This window comes from Falsihalocynthiibacter arcticus, from assembly GCF_000812665.2.
Taxonomy (GTDB): Bacteria; Pseudomonadota; Alphaproteobacteria; order Rhodobacterales; family Rhodobacteraceae; genus Falsihalocynthiibacter; species Falsihalocynthiibacter arcticus.
Window position 1 is genome coordinate 3,987,494 of sequence record NZ_CP014327.1, and the last position, 12,279, is coordinate 3,999,772.

Annotated in this window: 14 protein-coding genes and 2 pseudogenes; 5 read left to right on the plus strand and 11 right to left on the minus strand. The window is 54.8% G+C overall.

Features of this window, described 5'->3' with window-relative positions; all coding sequences use genetic code 11:
- Window positions 1-28: 28 nt before the first annotated feature.
- From RC74_RS23605 to RC74_RS19620, 3 genes and pseudogenes are all read right to left on the minus strand, one after another.
- On the minus strand, window positions 29-256 hold the full coding sequence (locus RC74_RS23605; protein WP_335339555.1) for a hypothetical protein: 228 nt from the start codon (window positions 254-256) through the stop codon (window positions 29-31).
- An 11-nt stretch (window positions 257-267) separates the two neighbouring features.
- Entirely contained in the window at window positions 268-1,017 is a 750-nt protein-coding gene (locus RC74_RS19615) for a molybdopterin-binding domain-containing protein (RefSeq protein WP_335339556.1), read from the minus strand.
- Window positions 1,014-1,990 (minus strand): annotated as a pseudogene (locus RC74_RS19620) (XdhC family protein). The gene RC74_RS19615 and the pseudogene RC74_RS19620 overlap by 4 nt, the downstream one beginning before the upstream one ends.
- Window positions 1,991-2,238: 248 nt before the next feature.
- On the opposite strand from RC74_RS19620, the gene RC74_RS19625 reads away from it, so the two are divergent.
- The 4 genes from RC74_RS19625 to RC74_RS19640 all read left to right on the plus strand — a co-directional run bounded on the left by RC74_RS19625 (window position 2,239) and on the right by RC74_RS19640 (window position 6,162).
- Window positions 2,239-2,526 carry a hypothetical protein gene (locus RC74_RS19625; protein ID WP_039000491.1) on the plus strand — a complete coding sequence of 96 codons (288 nt, stop codon included), beginning with the start codon at window positions 2,239-2,241 and terminating at the stop codon, window positions 2,524-2,526.
- A 173-nt stretch (window positions 2,527-2,699) separates the two neighbouring features.
- On the plus strand, window positions 2,700-3,911 hold the full coding sequence (locus tag RC74_RS19630; protein WP_039000492.1) for an acyl-CoA dehydrogenase: 1,212 nt from the start codon (window positions 2,700-2,702) through the stop codon (window positions 3,909-3,911).
- 105 nt (window positions 3,912-4,016) lie between these two features.
- Window positions 4,017-5,087 carry a glycosyltransferase family 2 protein gene (locus tag RC74_RS19635; protein ID WP_156477531.1) on the plus strand — a complete coding sequence of 357 codons (1,071 nt, stop codon included), beginning with the start codon at window positions 4,017-4,019 and terminating at the stop codon, window positions 5,085-5,087.
- A 121-nt stretch (window positions 5,088-5,208) separates the two neighbouring features.
- The gene (locus tag RC74_RS19640; RefSeq protein WP_052274620.1) at window positions 5,209-6,162 is read left to right on the plus strand and encodes a hypothetical protein; all 954 of its coding nucleotides are present in this window, start codon (window positions 5,209-5,211) and stop codon (window positions 6,160-6,162) included.
- Between the two features lie 10 nt (window positions 6,163-6,172).
- Here the strand turns inward: RC74_RS19640 and ureG are convergent.
- The 4 genes and pseudogenes from ureG to RC74_RS19660 form a co-directional block, all read right to left on the minus strand.
- Window positions 6,173-6,792: pseudogene (gene ureG, locus RC74_RS19645) on the minus strand (urease accessory protein UreG).
- A gap of 63 nt (window positions 6,793-6,855) precedes the next feature.
- A complete protein-coding gene (locus RC74_RS19650; protein ID WP_039000494.1) occupies window positions 6,856-7,479 on the minus strand; it encodes an urease accessory protein UreF in 624 nt (207 codons plus the stop codon).
- Between the two features lie 6 nt (window positions 7,480-7,485).
- Window positions 7,486-7,998 (minus strand): urease accessory protein UreE, encoded by a 513-nt coding sequence (locus tag RC74_RS19655; protein WP_082802371.1) that lies wholly within the window; start codon window positions 7,996-7,998, stop codon window positions 7,486-7,488.
- Window positions 7,999-8,017: 19 nt separating this feature from the next.
- Window positions 8,018-8,236 (minus strand): DUF1127 domain-containing protein, encoded by a 219-nt coding sequence (locus RC74_RS19660; RefSeq protein WP_039000495.1) that lies wholly within the window; start codon window positions 8,234-8,236, stop codon window positions 8,018-8,020.
- A gap of 205 nt (window positions 8,237-8,441) precedes the next feature.
- Here RC74_RS19660 and RC74_RS19665 point away from each other — a divergent pair, with 205 nt between their 5' ends.
- Window positions 8,442-8,771, plus strand: coding sequence for a hypothetical protein (locus tag RC74_RS19665; RefSeq protein ID WP_039000496.1), 330 nt, complete (start codon window positions 8,442-8,444; stop codon window positions 8,769-8,771).
- Between the two features lie 57 nt (window positions 8,772-8,828).
- On the opposite strand, the gene ureC is transcribed toward RC74_RS19665, so the two are convergent.
- The 4 genes from ureC to RC74_RS19685 all read right to left on the minus strand — a co-directional run bounded on the left by ureC (window position 8,829) and on the right by RC74_RS19685 (window position 12,107).
- Window positions 8,829-10,538 (minus strand): urease subunit alpha, encoded by a 1,710-nt coding sequence (gene ureC, locus RC74_RS19670; protein ID WP_039000497.1) that lies wholly within the window; start codon window positions 10,536-10,538, stop codon window positions 8,829-8,831.
- Between the two features lie 75 nt (window positions 10,539-10,613).
- Entirely contained in the window at window positions 10,614-10,919 is a 306-nt protein-coding gene (locus tag RC74_RS19675; protein ID WP_039000498.1) for an urease subunit beta, read from the minus strand.
- Window positions 10,920-10,938: 19 nt separating this feature from the next.
- Window positions 10,939-11,241, minus strand: a complete 303-nt coding sequence (locus RC74_RS19680; RefSeq protein WP_039000499.1) for an urease subunit gamma — start codon at window positions 11,239-11,241, stop codon at window positions 10,939-10,941.
- A gap of 8 nt (window positions 11,242-11,249) precedes the next feature.
- On the minus strand, window positions 11,250-12,107 hold the full coding sequence (locus RC74_RS19685; RefSeq protein WP_052274626.1) for an urease accessory protein UreD: 858 nt from the start codon (window positions 12,105-12,107) through the stop codon (window positions 11,250-11,252).
- Window positions 12,108-12,279: the final 172 nt, after the last annotated feature.

Consider the following 12,279-nt stretch of genomic DNA (forward strand, 5'->3'; position numbering starts at 1 on the left):
GTAAACACAAAAAAACGCCAATACTCGCTTAAATTTTAAGGGCCCTTGGATGGGGACGGGTTACAATTTCTTTTAGAAGCCCCCCAACCCCCATATGTGAAATATCTTGCTGCGTGACCGCAACCCCACAGAGAAGCCGCTCCATCACCCAATCCGCGCCATTAAGGGCGGGTGAGCGGGCACAACCAGGAAGGCCAATCACGGGTTTCCCGTCAAGGCTGCCAAAAAACAGCAGATTCCCTGGATCGACCGGCATTCCGAAAACGTCTACCTCCCCCCCGCGGCAATCAAGCTTGCGGGGGCCGTGTCGCGGATATCGGAGGTGGCTGAGGCTGTGAGGATCAGGATAAAGTCCCCACGGGCCTGTGTGATCGCGGCGCTTAGGTCTGAGATTTCATGGGGGACAATCGCATCGCGCACGAGCGACACGCCCAGCGCGGCAAGCCGTGTTTTTGTGGCTTCGAACCCTTTGTCGGTTTCCTCGTCCTGAAGGGAAGTCTGGATAAATCGCGCGGTTTGGTATTTGGGGCGATGCAGCATCAAAGCTCCCCGTGCCGCGTCACAGGCCGCGTCCACATCAGCTTCACGTACCCCATAGGCAATGATCTTGACCGTCGCGACCATCCCGCGCTCAATCATCCGTGCATAAGGCGCAACGGTGGCAACCGTCACCATCGGGTTGATCGCATTCAGCGCATGGATTGCCGCAACATTAATTTCCGCAACCCCTGCCCCCGCAGCAAGCACATTCACCCGTCCCGTCGCAGAGCGCGTCACATGGAGGCCGCTCCCCTCTGGAACCAACGCCGCCGCAATCCGCCGCGCGGCCTCGTTCTCCTCAATGTCACCCGCTTCCAATTGCGCCACAACAACAGATGTGCGCCCAATATCCTCTAGGGCCGCGATATCCTTGGCCTCAAGCACATGCCCCTTGCGCAAACGCCCCTTCGGTAACGGATGCGAATGCGCAAGGATCGCGCCCTCAGCCTCCCCTATAGGAACGTCGCCAAACTTCATCCGCCACGCCGTAACACACGGGTCACTTCCCCCATGATAGCAATCGCAATCTCCGCAGGTGATTTTGCCCCGATATCTAGTCCAACGGGCGCGTGAATACGTGCGATATCCTCGGCGCTAAATCCCGCCGCTTCAAGGCGTGTCACCCGCTTGGCATGGGTGCGTGTGGACCCAAGCGAGCCGATATAAAATGCCTGTGATGCAAGGGCAGTGGTTATGGCGGGGTCATCTATTTTGGGATCATGCGACAGGGTGATCACCGCCGTCCGTGTATCAATCCCCCATGCGGTAAGCGCCTCATCGGGCCACGCGTCGCTTTCGACCTTATCGTCGGGAAACCGCTCTTGAGTGGCAAAGGCCGCGCGCGGGTCGATCACATAGGGATCATACCCAGCGGCACGCGCCATCCCAACCAACGGCTGTGCAATATGTACCGCGCCAATAATCGCCATCCGCAAAGGTGGATTGTGCAGGCCAACGAAAGTCTGCCCGTCTTCCTCAAATCCCGACTTATCCGCCCGAAACCGCGCTTCATAGGTGTCATATTGGGCAAGGGAAACTTCCCCCCCTCGGTATTTACCACATAGGCCACAGGCTCCCGTGCCGCACGTTTGGCAACTAAGGCCTCCAATACATCCAAAGGCAGCGCGCTCCCTACAGGCTCTACCATCACCCGTATACGCCCCCCACAGGCCAGACCAACCGCGAAGGCCTCGTCATCGGACACACCAAACTCCAAGATCCGGCGTTTGCCATCCTCAAGGGCATCCAGCGCCTCCGTCACAACGGCCCCCTCAACACAGCCCCCAGACACAGACCCCGCAAGCCCCGCCTCTCCTGATATGGCAAGCTGGCTTCCCACAGGGCGCGGCGCAGAGCCCCATGTCTCGACCACAGTGGCCAAGGCGGCCCCAATACCTGCGCGGTGCCACGCCAAGGCTACTTCGGGAATATCGTTATATCCGGTTGTCATCCTACTTACGTTCCTCACCTCTTTGGATGAAGTCTATCAAATCCCCCCACGTCCACAATCGGTTTCGCCCCAATTGGGCCAACACACAGCCCGCTCGCCTCTGCCTGTTAACCGCCAAAGACCGCGCGCTTTCTAAAACAGACCGCCGACTTCTAAATAATGATGTCAACAAGCCACCCAGTTTTGGGAATCGTCAGTGACGAAAATTCAGGATGGAACTCCCCTAATTTCTGCGATAACCCTTGGGGATGAGCAATGATAGACTGACCCTCCCCGCTGGCTGGGAAGCCCCCGTAAACCCCAAAGCGCTTGAAAAAGAGCTCCTCGCTGAATTGACTTCTGATCACCTGTTATATGGCCACACAGCCCGCGCCATCGCGCAGAGCAGTGAAAGCGACGAAGCGGTTTTTATGTTTACCGGCGAGACCGAGTTTATGGCGATTGTGGCCCTCACATGGGAAGAAGCCCCGATCAAAGACCAACCGGAATTTGAAAAAATCAGCGGCATTTCCGAGCTTGAAGGCTTTTTCGACTAGCCACCCTGTGGTTCGTTTTGGGTGCGAGGCCTTTTGGGGTTTCACGCGTTTCTTCACCCAGTAAATGCGCCGATGAATGCACATCAGAAAGAATTCGTTGGAATTGCGCTGATTGCACTTCCTGAAATGCTGGGCTACCGATGGGCAACTGATATTTTTGCAAAAGGCCCGCTATGCAACATCTCACTGGTAAAAACGCCCCCGATCTTGGTAAATTTGATTGGGAGGATGCATTTCGTCTGAACGATCAACTCACCGAAGAAGAGCAAATGTTGCGCGACGGCGCACGTGATTTTGCTCAGGATAAGCTGCAGCCACGCATCATCAAAGCCTACCGCGAAGAAACCACAGACCCCGAAATTTTCGCCGAAATGGGCGAAGCGGGCCTGTTGGGGGCGACCATCCCCGAAGATTTGGGCGGCTTGGGCGCGGGTTATGTCTCCTACGGGTTGATCGCGCGTGAAGTCGAGCGGGTAGATTCGGGCTATCGCTCGATGATGTCCGTGCAAAGCAGCCTCGTGATGTACCCCATCCATGCTTACGGCTCGCCCGAACAACACCAAAAATACCTCCCCGGCCTTGCGGCTGGGACGTTGATTGGTTGTTTTGGCCTGACGGAACCCGACGCTGGCTCCGATCCGGGCGGCATGAAAACCCGCGCCGAGAAAATCGATGGCGGCTATCGCTTGACGGGCAATAAAATGTGGATTTCGAACAGCCCCATCGCGGACGTGTTTGTTATCTGGGCCAAATCCGATGCCCATGACGGCAAAATTCGCGGGTTCATCCTTGAGAAAGGCATGAAAGGCCTCACAGCCCCCAAAATCGCGGGCAAGCTTTCCCTACGCGCTTCTATCACTGGGGAAATCGTCATGCAGGGCGTCGAAGTCGGCGAAGATGCACTCCTACCAAACGTACAGGGCCTCAAAGGTCCGTTTGGCTGTTTGAACCGCGCGCGTTACGGCATCAGCTGGGGTGTTTTGGGCGCTGCCGAATTCTGCTGGCATGCGGCGCGGCAATACGGCCTTGATCGTCACCAGTTCAACCGCCCCCTCGCCCAGACCCAGTTGTTCCAAAAGAAACTGGCCGATATGCAGACCGAAATCACCCTTGGCCTGCAAGGTTCACTCCAAGTAGGCCGCTTGATGGATGCCGCCAATGCCGCGCCTGAGATGATCTCGATGATGAAGCGCAACAATTGCGGCAAAGCCCTCGAAATCGCCCGCATGAGTCGCGATATGCACGGCGGCAACGGTATTTCAGAGGAATTCCAAGTCATGCGCCATATGGTTAACCTTGAAACCGTCAACACCTATGAGGGCACCCACGACGTGCACGCGCTTATCCTTGGGCGGGCACAAACTGGTCTTCAAGCGTTCTTTTGAGGAATTGAGATTGGCGGGGCATGATCTGTCCCGCCGTTCATAAATCCGTGACCAAGCCCCTATTGCCCCTTTAGGCTTGCGCGCCCTTCCTGCTAGGCTTGGATTATGAAAATTACCGCCATCCTCACTGTTCGCGACGAAGGCGCCTTCCTTTTGGAATGGCTCGCCCATCACCGCGCCATTGGTTTCACAGACTTCCTCGTGTTTTCCAACGATTGTACGGATGGCACCGATGCCATGCTTGATCGCCTCCAAGAATTGGGCCACCTGACGCATATTCCCAATCCTGGCCCCTATGACGAAGGGGGAATACAATGGACCGCGCTTAAACAGGCCGACAAACACCCCCTCACTCAGAACGCCGATTGGCTCATGTGCCTTGATATCGACGAGTTTGTGAATATTCACGTGGGCGACGGCACGCTCAAGGCCCTGATGGACGCCGTCCCCGATGCCACCGCCTTTGCCCTAACGTGGCGCTTGTTTGGCAACGCCGATGTGGATGCCTTTGTGGATGCGCCTGTTACCGAGCAATTTCAACAAGCCGCCCCCGCCGTTCTGTATTGGCCTTGGCGGGCGTCAATGTTCAAAACACTGTTTAAAAACGACGGAATCTATTCGAAAATTGGCGTTCACCGCCCCCGTAGCCCCGACAAATCCCGTCTTGATGAGGCGCGATGGTTCGACACGCGCGGCAAGGAAATTCTCGACCCGCCGATCAAAACCCGTCGACTGTTTAATCAATTCGGCCGCGACAATTATCTGCTGGCCCAACTCAACCACTATGCCCTAGGTGCGCGCCAAAGCTATGTGCTCAAACGTGCGCGCGGTCGGGTAAATCGTGGCGATAAACTGATGGGGATGGACTATTGGGTCGAGCGTAACTTCAACCAAACGCATGACGATAGTATTTTGCGCCACCGTGGCCTGTCCGCGCCCCTCTTGGCCCAACTTCACGCGGACCCCGTGTTGCACGACCTTCATCAAAGGGCTGCCGACTGGCGCGACTCCACTTTCATCCGGTTGATCCTAGAAGACGAATCGCGGGCTTTGTACGGACGCCTCCTTCTCACGCCTCCAACCGAACCCCTTGCCAAGAAAAAGGCACAGGAGTTACTAAGAATTGGACGACGAGCGCAGTTATCCGTCAAAATTCAGCCTTTGGATGATAAATAAAGGCCCACACACTTAAAAACCTCACGCTTCCTTCCAAATTTTGCCCGATTCATGGACCATAATGTAACCAACAGGTGGAATAAGGGCTCATATATTGGGCAACGAGTACAAAGGGATAAGAATGTCGCAGAATGCCACTCATAATCTGGATACCGAGGCGCAAGCTTGGCTCGACAGGCTCGACCCTATTGGCGAGGAGCGTGGCTATTTTGAACCCGTTGGCAAACATCATTCGGCGATTTTAACGGACGAAGGTCCCGATTTGATTGTCACGTTTGAAAGTATAAGCGGCATCCGCGCCCACGACCCCGAGGCACAGCCCTTAGGCTTTGAAATGGTTGCCAAAAACGGCTATTCTAACCTGTGTATTCTGGCGCATGGCGACACTTGGTTTCGCGACGCTTCCCTCTACGGGTATTTTGACCGACTGGTGGACGACGGTTTCTTTGAAGACTTCGATAACGTTGTTTTTTATGGTGCCAACATGGGCGGATATGGAGCCGCGGCCTATTCTGTCGCCGCACCGGGCGCGACGGTCATCGCCGTGCAACCACAAGCCACCCTCGACCCCGCCGTCACAGGATGGGACACGCGCTTCAAAGGGCAGCGTCGTAAATGTTTTACCGATCGCTATGGATTTGGCCCAGATATGATCGAAGGTGCTGACCGCGCCTTTATCGTTTTTGATCCCGAAGAAGAATTCGACGCCATGCATGCTTCGCTATTCACCCGCGCAAATACCACAATGGTGAAATGTCCGAATTTGGGCCCCCGAATTGAAGATAGCCTGCGGACGATGGAGATTCTCCAAGATCTGATCGAAACTGCGCTAACGGGGGATATGATGGCGGCCGACTTCTTTGAACTCTATCGGGCCCGCCGCGACAACGGCCAATACCTGCGCAATTTACTCACCCGCCTTGAGGATGATGGCCGTGTTGTCTTGATCGAAGCGCTGTGCAAAAACGTGATTGAGCGAACTGGGGGCGGGCCGCGTTTTCGTCGTCGTCTCAAAGAAATCCAAACGCACAAATCCTCGCAGGACGCTCCCAAAGCGGACAATGAAACGGTTTAGGAACAACACCTTAAAGCCCACCCTCCCGTGTTATGAAGGCGACGATCTCGGCGACCCCGATATTTGATTTCAACGATGCCATCACGAAGGGACGGGTTTGTCGCGCGTTGGCGGCGTCACTTTCGAGCAACGCCAAATCCACGTCGACATAGGGTGCTAAATCCAATTTGTTAATAATAAGAAGATCACTGCGCGTTAAGCCCGGGCCCTTTTTACGAGGAATATCTTGCCCCGCGGCGGTGTCGATTACATAGAGGGTCAAATCCGCCAGTTCAGGCGAAAACGTGGCTGCCAAATTATCCCCCCGCTTTCGATGAAAATCACATCAAGATCGGGAAAGGCTGCGTTTAAATCGGCAATGGCCGCCAGATTGATGCTCGCATCTTCGCGAATGGCCGTATGGGGGCACCCCCCTGTTTCCACCCCCCGAATCCGCGCTTCCGGAAGGACTTGCGCCCGCACGAGGGCGTCCGCATCTTCGCGCGTATAAATATCGTTGGTGATGACAGCCACCGAATAGCTCTGAGCCAAGGCGCGGCACAACTGTTCAGTGAGAGTCGTTTTCCCAGCCCCAACAGGCCCCCCAATACCAACGCGAAGCGGTCCGTTTTTAGAGGCCATAACGTGCATTTCTCCCAGTTTTGTTAACCATTTCGAGCGCCTTCAGAGACGCAAAAAGGTAGGCTTTGTGTCTCATGTCTTAAATATCCTGACGTCCTGTGTTTCGTGCTGCATGGCGGCAATATCCGCGCCAAATGCGGCGCTCGCCATATCCGAAAAAGTCTGTGTCGCGGCCTGTGCGGCAACTTCCAAGATAACAGGGTGTAAGGCCGCGAGGCCTTTTTGCCCGTCGGATTGCCCCAAAGGAATAAACCGAACCCCCACAGACACCAAATTCGAAGCAAAGGCATGTAAATAAAGGCTCACAACCTCTTGTGGTGCAAGCGTCAACCCGCGCGCGGCCACGCCCACTGCCACGGGAAAAGGCGCGTGTTGGGCCTGCGCTCCACTCATACTATTCACCGTTTCAACAAAGGCGCGCCCCTGCGCTTCGCTCTCATGCAGGCGCTCTTTACTCGCAGCAAGCGCCCGTGCTGTATCGGCCATATCTTCACCTGAAATACTCTGACACAGCAAAATCGCATCCACATGCCCTGTGCCAAAACGCAGGATATCCGCGATCCAATCGGTTAACGTTTGGCGGTCTGACACGGCGCCGTTTTCCACAACGGTTTCAAGCCCATGCGAATAAGCAAAACTCCCGAGTGGAAATGCAGGAGAGAGCCATTGTGTGAGCGTAAGGAGATCAGGATTCATGTGGATTCAGTGCTCATGCGCATGATCCGCGGGGCCCTGACTGTGTCCAAAGGTGCGTCCATGCCCATAAGCGCCACCTTCCGGCGTAAAGGGCAGCGTTAGGAGGACAACCTCTGCGCCTAGATGCGTAAGCATTTGCGCAAGCACATGATCATGAAGAATTATCAGGTGATCGTTTTCTATCTGACACGGCGTGTGACGATTTCCTATGTGCCAAGCCAAGCGCGGCAGATTGGAGCCAGAGATCACCAAAACCGCTTCAGGCGCTGCAACGATTTGCACATGGCGACCGTCTGGTAAAACCAGCGCTCCACCGTGCTCTAGGTTTGTGACTTTTTCAAGATCCAGAAGAACCGCAAGACCGTCGCAAAGTTTAAGCCGCTTGCGGCGTAAAAGGCGGTCTTCATATGCCAGAGCAACCTGAGCGTAGGCCTCCTGGCCCCCCGCCAAAACATGCCCAAAATCATGGGCATTCAGAACTGTATTGCAGGTCAGCACCGCCACAGCAGGCGCGCTCATACCCGCACCTCAGAAGGTGTTAGAGGCCCATTTTGTCGGCAAAAACGTGCCGAACGATATCGTCGCGCTGCAGGCCGATGTCCGCCAATTGACGGTCGCTCATCTTTTGGAAACGCTCGATTTCGGCCGAACGTGAATTCGCTTTGATCAGGGCTGTGAAAAACACTGAGAATCCGTTGGCTACGGAAGCCCAAATTGATTTCTTTTGGGCAAGTATTTCGGTTGATGCGTAGGCCATTTTGTCTCTCCACTTTGGGGGAATAAATATATGTATCTCTCCCACCAATATGGGCGGCATGCTGCGATGCAGCAATAGACAAATGAGAAAAGCGGCCATGCAGTGAACGCATACCCACCCCTGTTAACCCTATTTTTACTGAATTTATTTGCATTTCTTTAACCACCCTTGGTCCAATCTCTTGGTATAGCTGCAGGAGAATCCCATGCTCAATCTACATCCCTCTGCCGATCGTTTGGCGACCATTCGGTCCCGCATTTCCGCTCTTAAAGAGGAGGAGGCGCGCCTTCGCATTACTTTCCTTGAAAAGGGTGATTATGGCCTTCACCCAGGACTTACATGCAACGTGATTGTTGAACGTGAAGAAGCTCATGAATTTGACCCAAGCCGCCTTCCGATTGAAGTCCGCCTTGACCCTCGATATTGGACGACACGCTTTCGCACACAGATCAATATTCAAGAAAAGTCTAGTTCTTGCGAATGGCAAAACGACGACGTGATCGACCTTGTCGAACAGGGCGGCGTCTTTTGTTAACTTAGGACGCCGCACTGCCTGCCCCGTCGACTTATTTCCCACGCGTTGGCTCATTCCCTAGAACATGAAATAGCGTTGGGCCATCGGCAGGGACTTGGCGGGTTCACAGGTCAAAAGCTCGCCGTCGGCCCGCACTTCGTAGGTCTCTGGATTGACCTCAATATGCGGGGTCGCGCTGTTCATCACCATGTCGGATTTCCCGATGGTACGGGTATTTTCCACCGCCAAAGTCGTTTTTCGAAGTCCAAGGGCTGCACCAATTCCGTCTGCCTGTGCGGCCTGACTCACGAACGTGACCGCACAATGTGCAACCGCTCCGCCCATCGCACCAAACATCGGGCGTGAATAAACGGGCTGTGGCGTTGGGATAGAGGCATTTGGATCGCCCATTTGCGCCACAACGATCATCCCGCCCATCAACACCATTTCGGGTTTCACACCAAAAAATGCGGGCGACCAAAGCACAAGATCTGCGCGTTTCCCAACTTCAATTGAACCAATATGGCGCGAAATCCCATGGGCAATTGCCGGATTAATTGTGTATTTCGCCAGATAGCGTTTGACCCGAACATTGTCGTTGTCGCCTGTTTCTTCGCTTAAACGACCCCGTTGTTTTTTCATTTTATCCGCAGTTTGCCACGTGCGAATCAAAACTTCGCCCACACGTCCCATAGCCTGACTGTCGCTGGCAATAATCGAAAATGCGCCAAGGTCATGCAGGATATCTTCAGCGGCAATCGTTTCGCGCCGAATGCGACTTTCGGCAAAGGCCACGTCTTCGGGGATGGATTTATCAAGGTGGTGACACACCATGAGCATATCCAAATGCTCCTCGATTGTGTTTACGGTATAGGGGCGCGTCGGGTTGGTTGACGACGGTATAACATGCTGTTCACTAACGACTTTAATGATGTCCGGCGCATGACCTCCGCCCGCGCCTTCGGTGTGAAACGCATGGATTGTGCGCCCCTTGATGGCGGCAACGGTGTTCTCGACAAAGCCACTTTCATTTAGCGTATCCGTGTGGATCATCACCTGAACGTCCATGTCGTCTGCGACGGAAAGGCAGCAATCAATCGCCCCCGGAGTTGTGCCCCAGTCTTCGTGCAATTTCATCGCACAGGCGCCGCCCTTGATCATTTCCACGAGGGCTTCGGGACGGCTTGCGTTGCCTTTGCCGGACAGCCCGATGTTCATCGGAATGCCATCAACGGCCTGCAACATCCGCGCAATATGCCACGGGCCGGGTGTGCAAGTGGTGGCCAACGTGCCATGCGCGGGTCCTGTGCCCCCGCCGAGCATTGTCGTCACACCAGAATGCAGCGCGTCTTCCATTTGTTGCGGACAAATAAAGTGAATATGGCTATCAAACCCACCCGCCGTCAAAATACGCCCTTCGCCTGCGATAATCTCCGTTCCGGGGCCAATGATAATATCCACATTGGATTGGGTATCCGGATTGCCCGCCTTTCCAATCGCCGCGATAAACCCACCACGCAAACCCACGTCTGCCTTGTAAATCCCTGTCGTGTCGACAATGAGGGCGTTGGTAATTACCGTATCCATGGCTCCGCCAGCCCTCGAAATTTGGCTTTGCCCCATGCCGTCACGGATGACTTTGCCGCCACCGAATTTCACTTCCTCACCATAGGTCGTCAGGTCGCGTTCCACCTCGATGATCAAATCCGTATCCGCCAACCGGACGCGGTCGCCTGTGGTTGGCCCATACATATCGGCATAGGTCGCGCGTGAAATTTTCGCAGGCATTGGCTTTCCTTTAATTTCCGTCCCATTGACCGCAGTGCGGCGGGAATCTCTTCTCTCGAATTATGTCATCTCGCTTCAAAGCGGCCCCATAACCTTTTGATTAAAACCATAGATTTCGCGCTTACCCCCGAGCGGAACCAAGGTCACTTCGCGTCTTTGCCCAGGCTCGAAGCGCACGGCCGTACCCGCAGCAATGTCCAACCGCATGCCGCGTGCCACCGCGCGATCAAAATCCAAAGCGGAATTCGTTTCTGCGAAATGATAGTGGCTTCCGACTTGAACGGGTCGATCGCCCGTATTGGCGACCATGCAGACGCGTGTTTGCGCGCCAGCATTTAGGGTTATGTCGCCGTCGACGGTGAATATCTCTCCCGGGATCATGGCTGCTCCTCCTTTGTATCTATCGAATGGGATGGTGAACGGTCACAAGCTTTGTGCCGTCGGGAAATGTAGCTTCGACCTGCACGTCGTGGATCATTTCAGCGATACCCTCCATGCATTGATCGGCCGTAATTACATGCGCGCCAGCTTCCATCAGATCCGCCACCGAGCGCCCATCTCGCGCACCTTCGACAACGTAATCCGTAATAATTGCGATCGATTCAGGGTGGTTCAGCTTCACCCCACGCGCGAGGCGTCCGCGTGCGACAATCGCCGCCAGACTGATTAGGAGTTTATCTTTTTCTCTTGGGCTTAGGTTCATTTTCTTCCCTATTTTTGCCAGACACGCGGCAGTGGATCGACGCGCAATTCATTTAAAACTTTCGCCACGACACGCTGCAACGGCCATCCGTCATCCGCAAACAGCCGAATAATGAGCTTTCCGTTCCATCCGCTTGCCGCCGCTGTGACATCCGAAAAAGTGGATAGAATAGAGCGGACGGGCCCAAGGGCGTCCTGTGCTTGCGGTGCAAATAACGCGATTGTCGCAAGAGCGCGCGCGCCAGAAAGCGTAGCTGCGCGCTTGGGGTGTGTGAAGTTGCGCTTATCCAGCGCAAAGGGTTCAATCCATTCTGGGCGCCCGTTAACACGTACCTCCCGCCAATCCGAAAAGGTTGCATTAACGAGCGTTTCCCCCATCGCTGCGCGCCCCAAAATCACGGTTTCAACCATAAGAAACTCAGCATCAGAAGCCAAATCTACAAGCGTCTTGCGCGCCATATTGGAGCCTTCAAACAGGATGGTTTCCTGAGGCAGCCAATCCAAACGCGCCCCAGCACCCACGGTCAAATTCACATCTACCCGCCCCGTGCCACTCACGGATTGATAGGCACGTTCAGCGGTTTGGGTCGTCGCATTCACCCGCGCGCCCGCGCCGACATCAAGACCATACGAGATGTGGTCGCCCCCCGTGACGCCGCCCGCCGTGTTCAAAAACACGATTTCCGGCGTGGGCGCATGGATTTTTGGTAGGAACACTTTTGCGGACCCAGATTGGTGCAAATCTTTCAAACGGATTCGTCCGGACACAGCGTGAACCGAGGCAAAACCTCGCCCAAACATGCGCTGCAATCTAGGCGATGCTGTGCATTCAGACCCGCTCTCTATTTGTGCCTCTAAATCCAGCATAACCCCTCGTTTCGCGAGAAACTTAGGCAGCAGGTATGCCGCCAGCAAGATAATGGGCGATCGCTCACGCACTTGTGCCGAAAAAATATGCCTGAGCACAAAAAATAGGCGGAAAATTATACAACAGGTCACTCCCTAATCGTTTCATGAAAACAAACCTGCAATCCACGCT

What these genes read in the sequence shown, in the direction of transcription:
- RC74_RS19630 (WP_039000492.1), top strand. Translation starts at nt 2,700, where the DNA reads ATGCAACATCTCACTGGTAAAAACGCCCCCGATCTTGGTAAATTTGAT.
- ureC (WP_039000497.1), bottom strand. Translation starts at nt 10,538, where the DNA reads ATGCCTGCGAAAATTTCACGCGCGACCTATGCCGATATGTATGGGCCA.
- RC74_RS19685 (WP_052274626.1), bottom strand. Translation starts at nt 12,107, where the DNA reads ATGCTGGATTTAGAGGCACAAATAGAGAGCGGGTCTGAATGCACAGCA.
- RC74_RS19650 (WP_039000494.1), bottom strand. Translation starts at nt 7,479, where the DNA reads ATGAATCCTGATCTCCTTACGCTCACACAATGGCTCTCTCCTGCATTT.
- RC74_RS19635 (WP_156477531.1), top strand. Translation starts at nt 4,017, where the DNA reads ATGAAAATTACCGCCATCCTCACTGTTCGCGACGAAGGCGCCTTCCTT.
- RC74_RS19640 (WP_052274620.1), top strand. Translation starts at nt 5,209, where the DNA reads ATGTCGCAGAATGCCACTCATAATCTGGATACCGAGGCGCAAGCTTGG.
- RC74_RS19675 (WP_039000498.1), bottom strand. Translation starts at nt 10,919, where the DNA reads ATGATCCCGGGAGAGATATTCACCGTCGACGGCGACATAACCCTAAAT.
- RC74_RS19655 (WP_082802371.1), bottom strand. Translation starts at nt 7,998, where the DNA reads ATGAGCGCGCCTGCTGTGGCGGTGCTGACCTGCAATACAGTTCTGAAT.
- RC74_RS19680 (WP_039000499.1), bottom strand. Translation starts at nt 11,241, where the DNA reads ATGAACCTAAGCCCAAGAGAAAAAGATAAACTCCTAATCAGTCTGGCG.
- RC74_RS19665 (WP_039000496.1), top strand. Translation starts at nt 8,442, where the DNA reads ATGCTCAATCTACATCCCTCTGCCGATCGTTTGGCGACCATTCGGTCC.
- RC74_RS23605 (WP_335339555.1), bottom strand. Translation starts at nt 256, where the DNA reads ATGCCGGTCGATCCAGGGAATCTGCTGTTTTTTGGCAGCCTTGACGGG.
- RC74_RS19615 (WP_335339556.1), bottom strand. Translation starts at nt 1,017, where the DNA reads ATGAAGTTTGGCGACGTTCCTATAGGGGAGGCTGAGGGCGCGATCCTT.
- RC74_RS19660 (WP_039000495.1), bottom strand. Translation starts at nt 8,236, where the DNA reads ATGGCCTACGCATCAACCGAAATACTTGCCCAAAAGAAATCAATTTGG.
- RC74_RS19625 (WP_039000491.1), top strand. Translation starts at nt 2,239, where the DNA reads ATGAGCAATGATAGACTGACCCTCCCCGCTGGCTGGGAAGCCCCCGTA.